Consider the following 17,952-nt stretch of genomic DNA (forward strand, 5'->3'; position numbering starts at 1 on the left):
CACCGGACGCACTGACCGGACGCCCCCACCCCGGCGGACCGTTCGGGCGGGCCGACCACGCGAGCGTTCAGGACGGCCGGGCTCCGAACCACCGCCCGACGCCGCATCCTCACCGCTCAACCCCGGCCGTGCCGATGGCCCGTCCCCCGGACCCTCCCGCAGGGTCCGGGCGGCGGGCCATCGGTATGTCCGCCCCCGTTCCACTGCTCGGCGCCGCCCCCACCCACCCGTACCGTTAGTGTGGGGCCCCGTCCGAGACGCGCCAACGCCCCGCCGGGGCGCGCGTGTACACCGATGCAGCCCCCGGGGGGACGCCCCCCGGCACCCGGCCGGAGGGCCCGTACCTCGATGTCCGTGCACAGCCACTCGGCGGCGCCGAACGCGGCCGCCGCCGCCCCAGAGTTCCCCCGGCATGTCGTCACCGCCGTGCTCGTCTCCCACGACGGCGCACGCTGGCTGCCCGACGCGCTCGCCGGGCTGCTCGGGCAGGAACGCCCCGTACAGAACGTCGTCGCCGCCGACACCGGCAGCGCCGACGACTCCGCCCGGCTGGTCACCGCGGCGCTCGGCGACGAACGCGTCCTGCACCTCGCGCGCCGTACGAGCTTCGGTACCGCCGTCGACGAGGCGGCCCGTACGGCCGGCGTCCTCACCCCCGACGACCTGCCCTACCTCAAGCGCCCCAGCGGCTGGGACCCGGTCACCCGGACCTGGCGGGACGACGCCTACGACCTGCCGGAACTGCCGCACGGCGAACCGGTCCAGTGGCTCTGGCTGCTGCACGACGACTGCGCACCCGAGCCCGACGCGCTCGCCGCGATGCTGCGCGTCGTCGACACCGACCGGCACGCCGCGATCGTCGGACCCAAACTGCGCGGCTGGTACGACCGCAAGCAGCTCCTCGAAGTCGGCGTCTCCATCGCCAACAGCGGGCGCCGCTGGACCGGCCTGGACCGCCGCGAGCAGGACCAGGGCCAGCACGACCAGGTCCGCACCGTGCTCTCCGTCTCCTCCGCGGGCATGCTGATCCGCCGCGACGTGTGGGAGGAGCTCGGCGGCTTCGACCGCAGGCTCCCGCTGATGCGCGACGACGTGGACCTCTGCTGGCGCGCCCACATGGCGGGACACCGGGTGCTCGTCGCACCCGACGCCGTCCTGCGGCATGCCGAGGCATCCGCCAGGGAACGCCGCCCCATCGACTGCGCGGGCCGCTCCGTCTCCAGCCCGCACCGCGTCGACAAGGCGGGCGCGGTCTACACGATGCTCGTCAACGCCGCGGGCAAGGCGCTGCCCTGGGTCCTGCTCAGGCTCGTCGTCGGCACCCTGCTGCGTACCCTCGCCTACCTGGTCGGCAAGGTGCCCGGCCAGGCACTCGACGAGGTCGCCGGACTCTTCGGCACCCTGCTGCGGCCCGGCCGGATCATCGCCGCCCGCCGAAGCCGCGGCAAGGGCGGGACGGACCCCGCCGAACTGCGCTCGCTCTTCCCGCCGCCCGGCGCCACCGTCCGCGCCACCGTCGAACAGGTCGCGGGCAACTTCGGCGGTGGCTCCGACGCCGACTCCGGCGGTTCACGGCACGGCGCCGTCGAATCGGGACCGGGCGGGGACGACGCCGACTTCATGGAGGTCGACCAGTTCGCCCGGCTCAAGCGGGTCGGCCGCAAACCGGGCCCCGTGCTCTTCGCCCTGCTCCTCCTCGTCTCGCTCATCGCCTGCCGAAGCCTGCTGAGCGGCGGGGCACTGGCCGGCGGCGCACTGCTGCCCGCACCCGGTGACGTCTCCGAACTCTGGGGACGGTACGCGGACGGCTGGCACCCGATCGGTACCGGCGGGACCCAGGGCGCACCGCCGTACCTGGCCCTGATCTCCGCCCTGTCCGCACTGTTCCTCGGGTCCACCGGCTTCGCGCTCACCCTGCTGCTGGTCTGCTCGGTGCCGCTCGCCGGCCTCACCGCGTACTTCGCCTCCCGGCCGCTGCTCGAATCACGGCTCCTGCGGGCCTGGGCGAGCATCGCGTACGCCTTCCTGCCCGCCGCGACCGGAGCGCTGGCGACCGGCCGCCTCGGCACCGCCGTACTGGCCGTCCTGCTCCCGCTCGTCGCCCGCGCGGCCGTCGCCGCACACGGACTGCGCGCGGCCCCCGGAACGGGATCCGGAACCGGCACACCGCGCGGCAGCTGGCGGGCCACCTGGGCCTACGCCCTGCTGCTCACCTTCACCATGGCGTTCACGCCCGTCGTCTGGCCGCTCGCCGCGGTCCTCGGCCTCGGAGTGCTGGCCCTGCGCCGGAACGACATCACGGCGTACGGGCTCCGCTTCCTCGCCGCGATCGGCACCCCGCTGCTGATCCTCGCCCCCTGGTCCCTGTCCCTGCTGACCAGCCCCTCCGGCTTCCTGAAGGAGGCGGGCCTGGACATCGGTCCGGGCACGGCCTCCGCGCTCGACCTGCTCGGGATCAGCCCCGGCGGCCCCAAGGCCGCGGGCGGCGTCCTGCTGCTGGGCATCGTGCTGGCGGCGCTGGCCGCGCTGCTGCGCGGGGAGCGGCAGTTCGCGATCCGTACCGCCTGGGCCGTGGCGCTCGTCGCCCTGCTCGTCGCGGGGATCACCAACGGTTCCAGCTGGGCCGGACCGGCCACCCTCGTCTACGGCATCGCGCTGATCGCCGCCGCCCTCCTCGGCGCCGACGGCGCCCGGGTGCGGGTCGCCGAGCTCAGCTTCGGCTGGCGCCAGCCCGTCGCCGCCCTGATCGCGCTGGCCGCCGCCGCGGCCCCCGTACTGGCCGCCTTCGGCTGGATGATCGGCGGCGCCGACGGCCCCCTGGAGCGGCGCGACCCGGTGCAGGTGCCCGCGTTCGTCGCCGAGGAGAGCACCACCCGCGACCAGCCGCGCACCCTGGTGCTCGGCGGTACGTCGCCGGAATCCGTCGACTACACCCTGGCCCGCGGCTCGGGCGCCCGGCTCGGCGACGCCGAGCTGACGGAGTCGGGCGACGGCAACAGCCACCTCGACAAGGTCGTCGCCAATCTCGTCGCTGGCTCCGGCGCCGACCAGGGCGGCCAGCTGAGCGGCTTCGCGATCCGCTACGTCCTCGTACGGGACGGGGCGCCGCGGCAGATGAGCAGGGTGCTCGACTCGACCCCGGGCCTGAGCCGGCTCAGCCAGCTGGACGGCAGCGCCCTGTGGCGCGTGGACCGTCAGGTCGCCCGGGTCATGATCGTCCCGTCCGGCGAGGGCGAGCGGCTGCCCGTCGGGTCGCTCGCCGTGGAGGCGCACTCCGAGATCCCCTCGGGCGGCGCGGGACGCGTGCTGCGGATCGCCGACGCGGCCGACCCCGGCTGGCAGGCCACGCTCGACGGGAAGCCGCTGACCCGCAAGACCGTCGACGGCTGGGCCCAGGGCTTCGAGCTCCCCGCCGACGGCGGCCGGCTGGACCTCACGTACGACACCCCGATCACGCACACCGCGTGGATCTGGGCGCAGGCGGCGCTCGCCGTCGTCCTGGTGGTCCTCGCCCTGCCGGGCCGCCGCCGGGAGATCGACGACGACCTGCCCGAGGAAGCCGTCGCCGTCGCGGCGGAGCCGATCGAGGGCGAGGGACGCCGCGCCCGCAGGCTGCGCGCGGTCGCGGAGGCCGAGGCGGAGACGGCGGAGACCGGTCAGGACGCCGGGATGGGCCCGGTCGGCCCGGACGGTCAGGCTGTGACGGTGGAACCGGAGGCGCCGGGTCTGCCCGCGACGCCGGGCGCGCCCGATGCGCCGGGTGCGCCGGGGATGCCGGGTGCGCCAGGGGAGTACATCCCCGCGCAGCAGACCGCCGACCCGTACGCCGCTGACCCGTACGCCACGTCCCCGGACGGGCAGGCCGCCTACGCCCAGCAGGGGGACACCGGGAGCTACGCGCCCGTGCCGCCGCAGCAGCAGTACGGGGAGTGGGACGCGCAGCAACAGCAGCAGTACCAGGGCGCCGACTACCCGCAGTACCCGTACCAGGCCGACCCGTACCAGCAACAGCAGAACGCCGAGTACGACCCTTACCAGCAGCAGAACACGGCCTACCCGCAGTACGAGGGTCAGGGGCAGGGTCAGGGCCAGGGCCAGGTCCCGTACGCGGAGCAGCCGCAGGCGTACCAGGAGCAGGCCGACCCCAACGGGCACACCGGCCACCCCCAGTACCCCGACAACACGGGCCACAACCAGTACAGCGACCCCGGCCAGTACCCCGATCCCGGCCAGTACCCCGATCCCGGCCAGTACAACGACCCCAGCCAGTACAACGAGCACGTCGACAACCCGGCCCCGGGCCAGGCCCCGTGGCAGACCGGTAACGCATCGCGAGGCGAGTCCGAGTGAAGTCCACCCATCTGTCCCTCATCGCGGGCACCGTCGCCCTCGCCGCCGTCACCGGGTTCGCCGCGCTCACCGCGCCCGGCGAGGGGGACGCGGCGGAGGCGAAGCCCGCGTCCCGGCTGCCCGTCGAACGCTCCAGCCTGCTCTGCCCGGCGCCCAGCGGCTCCGATCTCGCGGACACGCTGTACACGTCCTTCACCCCGGCGGGGAAGGGTGCCGCCGGGGCGGGAACCGCCGAACTGAGGCCGTCCGTGCCGCTCGTGGACGACGAGGCGGACGGGGACGACGCGGCGGCCGAGAAGGACCCGAAGAAGATCAAGAAGGCCGAAGAGGCCGCGAGGAAGGCGAAGGAGAAGGCCGAGAAGCCGGTCGTCACCGTCAAGGAGCCCGGCAAACCGGTCACCGCCGAGGCATCGGACTCCGACGCACCCGCCCTGGTCGGTACCGCCCACGGCCGGACTGCCCCCGGCTGGACCACCCAGCAGACCACCAAGGTCGCCGCCGGGGACGCCCGGGGCGTGCTGGGGGTCAGCTGCACCGCCCCGGACACGGACTTCTGGTTCCCCGCGGTGAGCACCGCGAAGTCCCGGCAGGACTACATCCACCTCACCAACCCGGACGACAGCGCCGCCGTCGCCGACATCGAGCTGTACGGCCCCGAGGGCGCGCTCAAGTCCGATGTCGGCGAGGGCATCACGGTCCCGCCGCGGTCGACCGTCGCGATGCTGGTCACCACCCTGACCAGCGAGGTCGCGGACAGTGTGACCGCCCATGTCACCACCCGCACCGGACGGGTCGGAGCGGTCGTCGGCGTCGCGGACGACAAGGCGGGCAGCGACTGGCTGGCGGCCGCCGCCGACCCCAAGGGCACCCTCGTCATGCCCGGCATCCCGGCCGACGCCACCTCCGTACAGCTGGTCGCCTTCGCCCCCGGCGAGGACGACGCGGACGTGAAGGTGCAGCTGCTGGGCAAGACCGCGGCGTTCGCCCCGGCCGGGAACGACACCCTGCACATCAAGTCGGGGATGACCGCGAGCGTCGACCTGAAGGACGTGACCCGGGACGAGCCGGGGTCCCTGCGGCTGACGCCCGTCCAGAGCAGCCGGGCCACTCCGATCGTGGCCGCGTTGCGTGTGGTGCGCGGCACCGGCGCCAAGCAGGAGATCGCCTTCATCCCGGCGACCGGCCCGGTGGGCGAGCGGGCGAGCGTCGCCGACAACCGGGCGAAGGGCTCGACGCTCTCCCTGTCCGCACCGGGTGCGACGGCGAAGGTGAAGGTCACCGCCTCGGCGGGCAGCGAGGGCGGCGAACAGGTCGTCAAGACGTACACGGTCAAGGGCGGTACGACCCTCGCCGTCGACCCGCCGGTGCCGTCCGGGCTCAAGGGCGGCTACGCGCTGACGGTCGAGACGGAATCGGGCGGTCCGGTGCACGCCGCCCGCACGCTCGCCCTTCCTGAGGGCGGGGTGGCGATGTTCACGGTGCAGACGCTGCCGGACGACAGGGGAACGGTGGTCGTTCCGTCGGCGAAGCAGGACCTGTCGGTCCTGTCCGACTGAGGCACGCGGACGTTCACACGCTCTGGGGCGCGGGGACGTTCACATATTCACACGTTCACACATTCACGGGCGGGGCACCGGGCACCGGGCTCCGCCCGTGACGGCTTTCCCGGCCCCGGTACGGGCGGCTCACTCCTGCCCGTACCGGGGGTCGACCGACTCGGGAGCCAGCCCTAGCAGTTCCGCGACCTGCTCCACGACGACCTCGTGCACCAGCAGGGCACGTTCGTCGCGGCTCTTGGTACGGATCTCGACGGGGCGCCGGTAGACCACGATCTGCGCGGGCTGCCCCTTGGAGGCGGACAGCGCACTGCCCAGCGGCACGGTCTCCTCCGGCGTCCCGGGTACGTCGAGGACCACGAAGTCCACCTCGGCCAGCTGCGGCCATCGGCGCTCCAGCCGCTCCACGGAGTCCTGGACGAGATCGCGGAACGTCTCGCCCCGGCTGGCGGACAGGGGGACCTGGGGCGGGGCGACGGGCCCGCGCATGCCGCGGCCATGACGGTCGCGACGACGGGGTCGCGGTTCGGACGCGTGGGGAGGTACGGGACTGTCCATCACCGACGCAGCGTAGCCCTCACCGGGGTGCGCCGCCGGTGATCGTGTCGCGGCCCGGCCACCTGTCCGCAGTTGAACATTCCGGCCAAGGTTGAGCCCGTTTCCGGCCCCGAACCCGACCGGCGGCCCCGCGCGCGACGCCGGCTCCCGTTCTCCGGGATGAACGGAGGCTTCCGGTCACAGCACGCGCTTTCCCGCCACCGCCCAGGTCAGGGCGGTCACCCGGAGGTACGCCGTGCCCGAGGTCACGGCGCGACACGGTGGGGTGACCTGAAGGGGTGTCGTCGCAGCCCGCTCAAGAGTGCGGTAGCGTCCAACATCGTGAGCCCTGTACGTCGCTGTTCGCGCACCGCGTGCGGCCGCCCTGCCGTCGCGACACTGACGTACGTCTATGCCGACTCGACTGCGGTCCTCGGCCCGCTCGCCACCTACGCCGAGCCCCACTGTTACGACCTCTGCGCCGAACACAGTGAGCGGCTCACCGCGCCACGCGGCTGGGAGGTGGTGCGGCTCTCCGACGGCTCCGCCCCCTCACAACCCAGTGGCGACGATCTCGAAGCGCTCGCCAACGCCGTACGAGAAGCGGCCCGGCCGACCGACCGCGGACCCGGCGGCGGGGGCCGGGGCCCGCGCTCCGCCGATCCGGTCGAGGTCGCACGCCGCGGCCACCTGCGCGTGCTGCGTTCCCCGGACTCCTGACGCATCGGCCCGCCGGGTAGTTTGGGCGTTCCGCCCCAACCCCCAGGAGGACCGGCCGTGGTTGCTGATCTGTCGCAGCTCGTGAAGGCGTACGACGTGCGCGGAGTGGTGCCCGATCAGTGGGACGAGCCGTTGGCCGAGCTGTTCGGTGCGGCGTTCGTCCAGGTCACTTCGGCGGACGCGATCGTGATCGGCCATGACATGCGGCCGTCGTCGCCGGGCCTGGCCGGGGCTTTCGCCCGGGGCGCGACGGCCCGTGGCGCCGACGTCACGCTGATCGGCCTCTGCTCGACGGACCAGCTGTACTACGCCTCGGGGGCACTGGACCTGCCGGGGGCGATGTTCACGGCTTCGCACAACCCGGCGCGGTACAACGGCATCAAGATGTGCCGGGCCGGAGCCGCCCCTGTCGGCCAGGACACCGGGCTGACCGAGATCCGCACCCTGGTCGAACAGTGGTCGGAACACGGGGCCCCGCAGACCCCCGCGACCACCACCCCCGGAACGGTCTCCGAACGCGACACCCTGACCGATTACGCCGCACACCTGCTGGGCCTGGTCGAACTCGACCGGATCAGGCCCCTGAAGGTCGTCGTGGACGCGGGCAACGGCATGGGCGGTCACACGGTCCCGACGGTCTTCGCGGGCCTGCCGCTCGACCTCGTCCCCATGTACTTCGAACTGGACGGCACCTTCCCGAACCACGAGGCCAACCCCCTCGACCCGAAGAACATCGTCGACCTCCAGGCACGCGTCCTGGCCGAGGGCGCCGACCTCGGCCTCGCCTTCGACGGGGACGCGGACCGCTGCTTCGTGGTCGACGAGCGCGGCGCGGGTGTCTCCCCGTCCGCGATCACGGCCCTGGTAGCGGCCCGCGAACTGGCCCGCAACGGCGGCAGGGGCACCGTGATCCACAACCTGATCACCTCCTGGTCGGTCCCGGAAGTGATCCGCGAGAACGGCGGAACCCCCGTCCGTACCCGGGTGGGCCACTCCTTCATCAAGGCGGAGATGGCCCAGCACGGCGCGATCTTCGGCGGCGAGCACTCCGCGCACTACTACTTCCGGGACTTCTGGAACGCCGATACGGGCATGCTCGCCGCCCTCCACGTCCTGGCCGCCCTGGGCGGCCAGCCGGGCCCGCTCTCCGAACTGGTCGCCCAGTACGACCGGTACGCCGGCTCCGGCGAGATCAACTCCACGGTCGATGACCAGCAGGGCCGCCTGGCCGCGATCAGGGCGGCCTACGGCAACCGCGACGACGTCACGTTCGACGAACTCGACGGCCTCACGGCAACGTCCACCGACTGGTGGTTCAACCTCCGCGCCTCCAACACGGAACCGCTCCTGCGCCTGAACGTCGAGGCAAGGGACGAAGAAACGATGACGGCGGTACGAGACGAGGTCCTGTCGGTGGTCCGCGGCTAGCCCCGCCCCAACCCGGGCCCCGCCGGGAAACCCAGCCCGCCCCGCCCCAACCCCAGCCCCCGTCCGTCCCTGGCCCCTGCCCGCCCACCCCCAGCCCGCCCGGCCCTGCCCCAGCCCCTGCCCGTCCCTAGCCCCCGCCCAACCTCAGCCCGCCCGGCGCTTGAGGGCATCCTTTTCCCGAGCCCCGGGGCCGCAGCCCCCATCCCAGCCCGTCCGGCGTTTGAGGACAGCCGGACCCGGGGCCGCCCCCAACCTCAGCCCCTCCGGCGTTTGAGGAGCGGGGTCCGGTACAGCGCCCCGAATCCCCAGCCCGTCCGGCGTTTGAGGACACCGGGGCCCCGGGGGCCGCCGCCCCCAACCCCAGCCCCTCCGGCGCTTGAGGAGCGGGGCCCGGGGCAGCGCCCCGGTTTCGGGAAGGGGCGGGTAGGGGACAGGCCCGCCGCAGGCGCCCCACCCGCGCCGCCCCCACCTCCGCCCCCGCCCCGGCCGCGCCCCCGCCACCCCAGCGGTAGGCTGACGACGCCTGATCCACGCGAACCCGAACCGCTTGTTCGAACGCTCGAAGGGACCCACCCCATGCCGCTCGAAGCCGGCCTTCTGGAGATCCTCGCCTGCCCGGCCTGTCACTCCCCGCTCGACGACCGGTCGGCAGCCGACAGCCCGGAGCTGGTCTGCACCGGCACGGACTGCGGCCTGGCCTACCCGGTACGGGACGGCATCCCGGTCCTGCTCGTCGACGAGGCCCGCCGCCCCGCCTGACAGCGAGCGACGCGCGTACTCGGCGCGGGCGGGCGACGAAAACCGCCGTACCCCGCACCCGTACCACGCACCCCGCACCCCGCACGGTGATCGGAGGCCCACCGCCATGCTCGACGAGTCGCTGCTCGACGCCCCGGAAGACCTGGCCCGAGCCGACCGCCGCGGTCTGCTCCGGGGCGCCGCCGAGGCCGGTGCCCGCGTCCGTACCGCTGCCCGGCACGCCGCCGAGGCCGGCATCGGCAACCTGAACCCGGAGGGCCGGCCCCGCGCCGTCCTCGTCGCCGTCCCCGGCACCGCCGCGTCCGGTGTCGCCGACCTCATCGGCGCACTGGCGGGGGCCGCCGCACCTGTCGCCCGGATCCACCCCTCCGGCGTCGCCCCTGCCGCCGGCGCCCTGCGCTGGACGCTCCCCGGCTGGGCCGGATCCGTGGATCTGCTGCTCATCGCCACGGCCGACGGTTCCGAACCGGGCCTCGCCCTGCTCGCCGAACAGGCGTACCGCCGCGGCTGCACCGTGGTCGCCGTGGCCCCCACCCGCTCCCCCCTGAGCGAAGCGGTCGACGGGGCCCACGGTCTCGCCGTACCGATGGCGGCCGCCCCGCACGGCGAGTACGACGCGGAGACCTCGGCCGCCGGACCGGGGACCCTGTGGGCGCTGCTCACCCCGCTGCTGGCGCTGCTGGACCGGGTGGGGCTGGTGACCGCGCCACCCGAGGACCTGCAGAAGGTGGCCGACCGCCTGGACCGCACCGCCGAACGCTGCGGCCCGGCCATCGCCACGTACAGCAATCCGGCGAAGACCCTCGCCGCCGAGCTCGCCGACATGCTGCCGCTCGTGTGGACGGAGGGCGACGCCGCAGGTCCCGTCGGGCGCCGTTTCGCCGCCGTACTGTCCGAACTCGCGGGCCGCCCGGCCCTCGCCGCCGAACTTCCCGAGGCGCTGCCCTCGCACGGGGCGCTACTGGCCGGAGACTTCGCCGCCGGGGCCGATCCCGACGACTTCTTCCGTGACCGCGTCAGCGAGCGGGAACCCCTGAGGGCCAGGGTCGTCCTGCTCCGGGACCGGCCCACGGGCGGCCTGAGCGCCTACCCGGCGGCACGCGAACTGGCACTCGGCCACGACACGGCCATCAGCGAACTCGAACCGGACGAGGGCGGCGCGCTCGAAGCCCTCGCCGAACTTCTCGCCATCACGGACTTCGCCGCGGTCTACCTGTCACTGGCTGCGGCCCCCCGCCCCTGACGCGCGCCCGGACCGGCCCCCACGCCGCCTCCTCCACACCCAGCCCCATACCTCGCTCCCCACACCCAGCCCCCATACCTCGCTCCCCACACCCCCCGCTTCCCTCTCCCACCCCTCCGCACCCGCGCATCTCCCGAGGACGAATCCCATGGACCGGCTGTCCAACACCGTGCGCCCCTACGCCTGGGGTTCCACCACGGCCATCCCCGCCCTGCTCGGCATCGCTCCCACCGGCGAGCCGCAGGCCGAGATGTGGATGGGCGCCCACCCGGGAGCCCCTTCCCGCATCACCCGCCCCACCGGTACCGACACCGGCACCACCGCACCCCTCACCGACGTCATCGCGGCCGACCCCGAACGCGAACTGGGACCGGCCACCGTAGCCAAGTTCGGCCCCCGCCTGCCCTTCCTGCTCAAGCTGCTCGCGGCAGGAGCCCCCCTCTCCCTTCAGGTCCACCCCGACCTCGAACAGGCCAGAAGGGGGTACGCCGACGAGGAGAGCCGGAACGTCCCGATCGACGCCCCCCACCGCACGTACAAGGACGCCAACCACAAGCCCGAACTGCTCTGCGCGCTCACCCCCTTCGACGGGCTGTGCGGCTTCCGCAGGCCCACCGAGGCGGCCGACGCGATGGAGTCACTGGGGGTCGACGCCCTCAAGCCGTACGTGGACCTGCTCCGCGCCAGTCCCGAAGAGGCGGCCCTGCGCGAGGTCCTCACGGCGATCCTCACCGCCGACCCGGTGGAGATGGCGGAGACCGTCACCGAGGCGGCGGCCGCCTGCGACCGGCTCGGCGGCGCCCACGCCCCGTACGCCCGGATAGCGCACCACTTCCCCGGCGACCCGGGCGTCATCGCGGCGATGCTCCTGAACTACGTACAGCTCCAGCCGGGCGAGGCCCTGTTCCTCGGCGCGGGGGTCCCGCACGCCTACCTCAATGGGCTCGGCGTCGAGATCATGGCCAACTCGGACAACGTGCTGCGCTGCGGACTCACCCCCAAGCACGTCGACGTCCCCGAACTCCTGCGCATCGTCCGCTTCGAAGCAACCGACCCCGGCGTACTGCGCCCCGAGGCGTCCCCCTCCGGCGAGGAGCCGTACGAGACCCCCGTCGACGAGTTCCGGCTGTCGCGCTACGACCTCGCCGCAGGCGCCGCACCCGTCGAACTGACGGTCACCACCCCGCAGATCCTGCTCTGCACGGCAGGCGCCCCGACGGTCGGGGACCTCGGTCTCGCTCCCGGGGAGTCGGTCTTCGTCCCGGCGGGTGAAACGGTGCGAGCGTCCGGAACCGGGACACTCTTCCGTGCCACCGTGGTGGCCTGACGCACCGTCCGCACCACCGACTGCAACAATGTGCGGCCGTACCGCGGCCGTCCGTGCCGCGCACCGAGGAAGGGACACCACGCACTCATGAGCGCGTCAGGCGGAACCAAGGCGATCGTGGCAGCGCTAGCCGCCAACCTCGCGATCGCAGTGGCCAAATTCGTGGCGTTCCTCTTCAGTGGCTCGTCGTCGATGCTCGCGGAGAGCGTCCACTCGCTCGCCGACTCCGGCAACCAGGGCCTGCTGCTGCTCGGCGGCAAGAAGGCCCAGCGCGAAGCCACCCCCCAGCACCCCTTCGGGTACGGGCGCGAGCGCTACATCTACGCCTTCCTCGTCTCCATCGTCCTCTTCTCGGTCGGTGGCATGTTCGCGGTCTACGAGGGCTACGAGAAGATCAAGCACCCTCACGGGATCGAGGCGTGGTACTGGCCGGTCGGCGTGCTGATCTTCGCGATCATCGCCGAGAGCTTCTCCTTCCGTACGGCGATCAAGGAGTCCAACCAGACCCGGGGGACGCGCTCCTGGACGGAGTTCGTCCGCCGGGCCAAGGCCCCCGAGCTCCCCGTCGTCCTCCTTGAGGACCTCGGCGCGCTCGTCGGTCTGGTCCTGGCCCTGGCCGGCGTCGGCCTGGCCCTCGGCACCGGCAACGGCATCTGGGACGGCATCGGCACCCTCTGCATCGGCATCCTGCTGATCGTCATCGCGATCGTCCTCGCCGCCGAGACGAAGTCCCTGCTGCTCGGCGAGTCCGCGGGCATCGAAGAGGTCGAGAAGATCAAGGCCGCCGTGGTCGACGGCGACACCGTCACCGGCATCATCCACATGCGTACGCTCCACCTCGGCCCCGAGGAACTGCTGGTCGCCGCCAAGATCGCGGTCCAGCACGACGACACCGCGGTCGAGGTCGCCCACGCCATCAACGCCGCCGAGATCCGGATCCGCGAGGCCGTCCCGATCGCCCGGGTCATCTACCTGGAGCCGGACATCTTCAACGAAGCCGCCGCGGCGTCCGGTACCAACCCGGGCAAGGCCCCCGGCGGCGGCGGCGGTCCGGCCCCGGCGGATTCCGGCCACTGAACCACTGAGGATCAGCCCCTGACGGCCCGGTGATCGCCCCCGCACTTGAACGGACTGGGGCGCACTGGGCCGTTCGGTGTAGATTCGTGGGAGAGACAGACGTCGCTGCTGATGGCGGTTGATCGGTCCGCATCCACTGCGGACCGGCCGAGGGACAGAGGGCCTCCGACGGACTGCACTGCCGAACGCTCGGGCATTCCTGTGCCCGGCCGACGCAGAGCCGCCCCAGCCCACCTCGACCCATCACGAGGAGCAGCCCGTTATGACGACGGTCACCAACCGCCAGGACTTCAAGGTCGCCGACCTCTCCCTCGCCGCCTTCGGCCGCAAGGAGATCACCCTCGCCGAGCACGAGATGCCCGGCCTGATGTCGATCCGCAAGGAGTACGCCGCCACCCAGCCGCTGGCCGGTGCCCGGATCACCGGCTCGCTGCACATGACGGTGCAGACGGCCGTGCTCATCGAGACCCTCGTCGCCCTGGGCGCCGAGGTCCGCTGGGCCTCCTGCAACATCTTCTCCACCCAGGACCACGCCGCAGCGGCCATCGCGGTCGGCCCGAACGGCACCCCCGACGCCCCCGCCGGCGTCCCGGTCTTCGCCTGGAAGGGCGAGTCGCTGGAGGAGTACTGGTGGTGCACGGAGCAGGCCCTGACCTGGCCGAACACCCCCACCGGCGGCCCGAACATGATCCTGGACGACGGCGGTGACGCCACGCTCCTGGTCCACAAGGGCGTCGAGTTCGAGAAGGCCGGCGCGGCCCCGGACCCGTCGACCGCGGACAGTGAGGAGTACGCCTACATCCTCACCCTGCTGAACCGCACCCTCGGCGAGGCCCCGCAGAAGTGGACCCAGCTGGCGTCCGAGATCCGCGGTGTCACCGAGGAGACCACGACCGGTGTGCACCGGCTGTACGAGATGCACCGCGACGGCACCCTCCTGTTCCCGGCGATCAACGTCAACGACGCTGTCACCAAGTCGAAGTTCGACAACAAGTACGGCTGCCGCCACTCGCTGATCGACGGCATCAACCGCGCCACCGACGTCCTGATCGGCGGCAAGACCGCCGTCGTCTGCGGTTACGGCGATGTGGGCAAGGGCTGCGCGGAGTCCCTGCGCGGACAGGGCGCCCGCGTGATCATCACCGAGATCGACCCGATCTGCGCGCTGCAGGCGGCGATGGACGGCTACCAGGTGGCCACCCTCGACGACGTCGTGGAGCAGGCGGACATCTTCGTCACCACGACGGGCAACAAGGACATCATCATGGCCTCGGACATGGTCAAGATGAAGCACCAGGCGATCGTCGGGAACATCGGCCACTTCGACAACGAGATCGACATGGCCGGCCTGGCGCAGATCGACGGCGTCGTCAAGGACGAGGTCAAGCCGCAGGTCCACACCTGGACGTTCCCCGACGGCAAGGTCCTCATCGTGCTGTCCGAGGGCCGCCTGCTGAACCTGGGCAACGCCACCGGCCACCCCTCGTTCGTGATGTCCAACTCGTTCGCGGACCAGACCCTGGCCCAGATCGAGCTGTTCACCAAGCCCGAGGAGTACCCGACCGACGTCTACGTGCTGCCCAAGCACCTCGACGAGAAGGTCGCCCGCCTCCACCTCGCGGCGCTCGGCGTCAGGCTCACGACCCTGCGTCCCGAGCAGGCCTCCTACATCGGCGTCGACGTCGACGGTCCGTACAAGTCCGACCACTACCGCTACTGATCCAGCCCCCTCGGCGACCGCGGGCCCTCACCCACGGTCGCCGAGCGGCCCGGCAGCCTCAGCAGCAGGTCCGAGCGCAGGCCCCCGCACCCCCGTGGCGGGGGCCTGCCCCGTACCGCACCCGCACAGCCCGAGGAACCCGAAGGACCCCATGCCCCGCGGCCGGTATTCGCTCCACGATCTTCACGATCACACCCCCCTCGGAGAAGAACACTTCCACTGCGCCCCCGGCCCCTCCGGCTGGCGTTACGTCTCCCAGACCACCGCCCCCTCCGGTGATCACCTCGGCTCCGTCGATCTCGCCCTCGATGAACTCGGCCGCCCCATCCGCCTCGAACTCCACGCCGCGAGCTGGCAGGTCCGAGGCGCCGCCCTCGAAGGCGTCACCTGGGTCCGTACCGACCCCACCGGCACTCACGCCACCGAAGGCAATGTCCGCGCCCACGCCTTCTCCGGCACTTCCCCCGCATTCCTGGTCGCCCTGACCCGGCTTCTGCGCCTCACCCCCGATTCCCCCGCGACCCGTGTCCGTGTGGTCACCTTCACGGACCCGGTCCTCGCCCCCCGTACCGTCGACCAGTCCTGGTCACTGCTGAACAGTGAAGCGCACGCCACTGACAACGGACCCCTGACCGTGGACGAGTACCAGGTCAGCGCCCTGGATACGGGGGAGCAGCACACGGTTCACCTCGCCGGCGACGTGGTCCTCGCGGCACCGGGCATCGAACTCGAACACCTCGAAACGCCCCCGTCGCCCGCGCCCCGCTGAACGTCCGGACCACGGGACAGCCCTCAGCCGGGCGGCGCGAACCCGGTCGAGGACACCCCGGCAGCATCCTGGTCCGCGAAACCCGCGGAGGCCGGCGGGACCGAGGTCGGCACAGGCGGCACAGGCGGCACAGGAACGCCGGTCGGCACAGGAACGATGGCCGGTGCAGGAGCGGAAACCGGTGCGGGAGCGGACGCCCGAGCGACGTTGAACACCCGGCGCGCGTCCCGTGCCTGCCGCTCGCCGACGACCGCGGCCAGATACGCCGCCGCGGGAACGCCGTGCGGGGCCGGAACCCCGGTCAGCGTCACCAGTTCACCCGCCAGCCGCTCCGCGATCGACCGGCCGACCTCCGCGTCGAGCTGCTGCATGCGGGTCAGGTACTGCCGTATCGCGAGCCAGACACCGTCCGGCACCGCTGACAGATCCAGCTGGGCGAATCGGCCGACGAGCCAGGGCGGAGGTGGCGGAACAACGACGGAGCGCCCCGTCGGCACCCGTTCCCGCACGACGAGCGTCCCCGCGAACACATCACCGAGCCGCCGTCCCCGTGCGGACATCAGGGACGCGAGGCAGGCCACGACCCCGAAGGTCATCAGAATCTCGACCATCCCCATCGCCCCGCGGACGAGGGCATGGCGGAACCGGATCGGACCACCGTCGTCCCGGACCACTCTCAGTCCGCACGCCAGCTTGCCCAGCGAACGGCCATGGCTGAGGGTCTCCACCGCGACCGGCCCGCCCACCAGCACCAGAAGAAAGGCCGCTACACCGATCGCGGCGACCGCTGCCTCGTCCAACGAGACCGCGGCGATACCCAAACCGATGGATACCAGGATGAATACGGCGACAACGACCGCGAGATCGATCGCCAAGGCCAGAGCCCGGCTCGGCAGTCTCGCCGGCCGCAACCCCAGAACGACCGCGTCTCCGGTCACGAGCTCATTCATCGCCACCCACCCTTCGTCCGCCTTCCCTGCCCCACCGGGGCTCAGTCTGCCAAGCTGACCAGCAGCGCCGCAGTTGTACGGACCCGTACGCACCCATGCCTGGAGCCACAGCCGACCATGGACCTCGACGTCTTCGTCACCGCCCACCGCACGGAGTGGGACCGTCTGGACCACCTCCTGCGCCGCGGGCGCCATCTGACCGGCGCCGAGGCGGACGAACTCGTCGCGCTCTACCAGCGCACGGCCACCCATCTCTCCCTGATCCAGTCCAGCGCCCCGGATCCCGTGCTGATGGCCCGGCTCACTCAGCTCGTGGCACGCGCCCGTTCGACGGTGACCGGCACCCGCAAGGCTTCCTGGCGCGACGCCGCCCGATTCCTCACCGCGGGTTTCCCCGCCGCTGTCTATCGCTCGCGCCGCTGGTGGATTCCCACGACGGTGCTCTCCACACTCCTGGCCGCCCTCATCGGCTGGTGGATCGGTACTCATCCGGAGGTCCAGGCGGCGATCGCCGCCCCGGACGACCTGCGCAGCATGACGCGCCCGGGAGGAGAGTACGAGACGTACTACTCCAGCCACCCGGCCGCGTCGTTCGCCGCACAGGTATGGACGAACAACGCCCAGGCCGCGGCCATGTGTCTGGTTCTGGGGGCGTTCCTCTGTATACCGGTGATCCTGATCCTCTTCCTCAATGTGCTGAACCTCGGCGTCGGCATCGGCCTGATGTCGTCCGCGGGCCGTCTGGACACCTTCCTCGGCCTCGTTCTCCCGCACGGCCTTCTCGAACTGACCGCCGTCTTCGTGGCCGCGGGCACCGGACTCCGCCTCGGCTGGACAGTGATCGACCCGGGCCCCCGCACCCGCCGTGCGGCTCTGGCCGAACAGGGCCGCGCCGCCATCGGCATGGCCATCGGGCTGGCCCTGGTCCTCTTCGTCTCGGGTGTCATCGAAGGCTTCGTCACCCCGTCCGGCCTCCCCACCTGGGGCCGGATCACTATCGGCATCGTCGCTGAGCTGGCGTTTCTGGCGTACGTCTACCTACTCGGAGGCCGCGCCGCGCGCGCCGGCGAGACGGGCGACCTGGAAGCGGTCGAACGCAGCGCCGAGCTCCCTTTCGCAGCCTGACCACTGATGTGCGGCCCACCCCGCTGACCTGCTAGTGTCCTCCTCGCCCACAAAAACCGTTGACACGGCCGATGTGGGGAGGTAGATTTGAACAGTTGCCTCGAACTGGACAAGTTCGGGCCCAGCAGTTAATATCAATCTCGCTCTGGGCGGGGGATGCAATTCCCGCAGAGCCAATCGATTCTCTTATCTTCCAGCTCATTTCGGTCGATTCTTTCGACTCAAATGCTTCTGGTAAGGTCGAATCAGCCGAAAGGCAAAGGCCACTCCACAGGCCGCCGGAATCAAATTCGGACCGGAAACGGAACGAAAAAGAGTCTGGTAAAGTTGGAACCGCCGGAAAGGGAAACGCGAAAGCGAAGAACTGGAAAGCGAAAACTGCTTGACCCGC

General features: G+C 72.0%; 14 protein-coding genes. 11 read left to right on the forward strand and 3 right to left on the reverse strand.

Going from position 1 to position 17,952, the window contains the following annotated elements; all coding sequences use genetic code 11:
* Positions 1–348 precede the first annotated feature (348 nt).
* Together A6A29_RS34600 and A6A29_RS34605 are read left to right on the forward strand one after the other, a co-directional pair.
* A complete protein-coding gene (locus A6A29_RS34600; RefSeq protein ID WP_073726442.1) occupies positions 349–4,350 on the forward strand; it encodes a glycosyltransferase in 4,002 nt (1,333 codons plus the stop codon).
* Complete coding sequence (locus A6A29_RS34605; RefSeq protein WP_073726444.1) at positions 4,347–5,906, forward strand: DUF5719 family protein; 1,560 nt, start codon at positions 4,347–4,349, stop codon at positions 5,904–5,906. The genes A6A29_RS34600 and A6A29_RS34605 overlap by 4 nt, the downstream gene beginning before the upstream one ends.
* Before the next feature lie 129 nt (positions 5,907–6,035).
* Here the strand turns inward: A6A29_RS34605 and A6A29_RS34610 are convergent, their stop codons facing one another.
* Entirely contained in the window at positions 6,036–6,464 is a 429-nt protein-coding gene (locus tag A6A29_RS34610; RefSeq protein ID WP_073726446.1) for a metallopeptidase family protein, read from the reverse strand.
* 321 nt (positions 6,465–6,785) lie between these two features.
* Here A6A29_RS34610 and A6A29_RS34615 point away from each other — a divergent pair, with 321 nt between their 5' ends.
* The 8 genes from A6A29_RS34615 (at position 6,786) to A6A29_RS34650 (ending at position 15,486) form a co-directional block, all read left to right on the forward strand.
* Positions 6,786–7,163, forward strand: coding sequence for a DUF3499 domain-containing protein (locus A6A29_RS34615; RefSeq protein ID WP_198953476.1), 378 nt, complete (start codon positions 6,786–6,788; stop codon positions 7,161–7,163).
* Positions 7,164–7,220: 57 nt separating this feature from the next.
* Entirely contained in the window at positions 7,221–8,591 is a 1,371-nt protein-coding gene (locus A6A29_RS34620) for a phosphomannomutase/phosphoglucomutase (RefSeq protein ID WP_073726448.1), read from the forward strand.
* A 576-nt stretch (positions 8,592–9,167) separates the two neighbouring features.
* Positions 9,168–9,350 carry a Trm112 family protein gene (locus A6A29_RS34625; RefSeq protein ID WP_030927015.1) on the forward strand — a complete coding sequence of 61 codons (183 nt, stop codon included), beginning with the start codon at positions 9,168–9,170 and terminating at the stop codon, positions 9,348–9,350.
* A 106-nt stretch (positions 9,351–9,456) separates the two neighbouring features.
* Positions 9,457–10,593 (forward strand): SIS domain-containing protein, encoded by a 1,137-nt coding sequence (locus A6A29_RS34630; protein ID WP_073726450.1) that lies wholly within the window; start codon positions 9,457–9,459, stop codon positions 10,591–10,593.
* 148 nt (positions 10,594–10,741) lie between these two features.
* Positions 10,742–11,920: a mannose-6-phosphate isomerase, class I gene (manA, locus tag A6A29_RS34635; protein WP_073726452.1), complete on the forward strand. Its 1,179-nt coding sequence runs from the start codon at positions 10,742–10,744 to the stop codon at positions 11,918–11,920.
* 87 nt (positions 11,921–12,007) lie between these two features.
* Complete coding sequence (locus A6A29_RS34640; protein ID WP_073726454.1) at positions 12,008–12,997, forward strand: cation diffusion facilitator family transporter; 990 nt, start codon at positions 12,008–12,010, stop codon at positions 12,995–12,997.
* Between the two features lie 262 nt (positions 12,998–13,259).
* A complete protein-coding gene (gene ahcY, locus A6A29_RS34645) occupies positions 13,260–14,717 on the forward strand; it encodes an adenosylhomocysteinase (protein WP_073726456.1) in 1,458 nt (485 codons plus the stop codon).
* A 151-nt stretch (positions 14,718–14,868) separates the two neighbouring features.
* On the forward strand, positions 14,869–15,486 hold the full coding sequence (locus A6A29_RS34650; protein ID WP_073726458.1) for a hypothetical protein: 618 nt from the start codon (positions 14,869–14,871) through the stop codon (positions 15,484–15,486).
* A 23-nt stretch (positions 15,487–15,509) separates the two neighbouring features.
* Here A6A29_RS34650 and A6A29_RS34655 read toward each other — a convergent pair whose 3' ends face one another.
* Complete coding sequence (locus A6A29_RS34655) at positions 15,510–16,436, reverse strand: RDD family protein (protein WP_073726460.1); 927 nt, start codon at positions 16,434–16,436, stop codon at positions 15,510–15,512.
* A gap of 117 nt (positions 16,437–16,553) precedes the next feature.
* On the opposite strand from A6A29_RS34655, the gene A6A29_RS34660 reads away from it, so the two are divergent.
* The gene (locus A6A29_RS34660) at positions 16,554–17,561 is read left to right on the forward strand and encodes a stage II sporulation protein M (RefSeq protein ID WP_073726462.1); all 1,008 of its coding nucleotides are present in this window, start codon (positions 16,554–16,556) and stop codon (positions 17,559–17,561) included.
* Between the two features lie 198 nt (positions 17,562–17,759).
* Here A6A29_RS34660 and A6A29_RS46120 read toward each other — a convergent pair.
* Positions 17,760–17,952, reverse strand: a 193-nt coding sequence (locus A6A29_RS46120; protein WP_206745379.1) for a hypothetical protein, incomplete at its 5' end; no start/stop codon positions are given.

This window comes from Streptomyces sp. TSRI0281, from assembly GCF_001905125.1.
GTDB lineage: Bacteria > Actinomycetota > Actinomycetes > Streptomycetales > Streptomycetaceae > Streptomyces.

What these genes read in the sequence shown, in the direction of transcription:
- A6A29_RS34600 (WP_073726442.1), top strand. Translation starts at nt 349, where the DNA reads ATGTCCGTGCACAGCCACTCGGCGGCGCCGAACGCGGCCGCCGCCGCC.
- A6A29_RS34610 (WP_073726446.1), bottom strand. Translation starts at nt 6,464, where the DNA reads ATGGACAGTCCCGTACCTCCCCACGCGTCCGAACCGCGACCCCGTCGT.
- A6A29_RS34625 (WP_030927015.1), top strand. Translation starts at nt 9,168, where the DNA reads ATGCCGCTCGAAGCCGGCCTTCTGGAGATCCTCGCCTGCCCGGCCTGT.
- A6A29_RS34630 (WP_073726450.1), top strand. Translation starts at nt 9,457, where the DNA reads ATGCTCGACGAGTCGCTGCTCGACGCCCCGGAAGACCTGGCCCGAGCC.
- manA (WP_073726452.1), top strand. Translation starts at nt 10,742, where the DNA reads ATGGACCGGCTGTCCAACACCGTGCGCCCCTACGCCTGGGGTTCCACC.
- A6A29_RS34640 (WP_073726454.1), top strand. Translation starts at nt 12,008, where the DNA reads ATGAGCGCGTCAGGCGGAACCAAGGCGATCGTGGCAGCGCTAGCCGCC.
- ahcY (WP_073726456.1), top strand. Translation starts at nt 13,260, where the DNA reads ATGACGACGGTCACCAACCGCCAGGACTTCAAGGTCGCCGACCTCTCC.
- A6A29_RS34650 (WP_073726458.1), top strand. Translation starts at nt 14,869, where the DNA reads ATGCCCCGCGGCCGGTATTCGCTCCACGATCTTCACGATCACACCCCC.
- A6A29_RS34655 (WP_073726460.1), bottom strand. Translation starts at nt 16,436, where the DNA reads ATGAATGAGCTCGTGACCGGAGACGCGGTCGTTCTGGGGTTGCGGCCG.
- A6A29_RS34660 (WP_073726462.1), top strand. Translation starts at nt 16,554, where the DNA reads ATGGACCTCGACGTCTTCGTCACCGCCCACCGCACGGAGTGGGACCGT.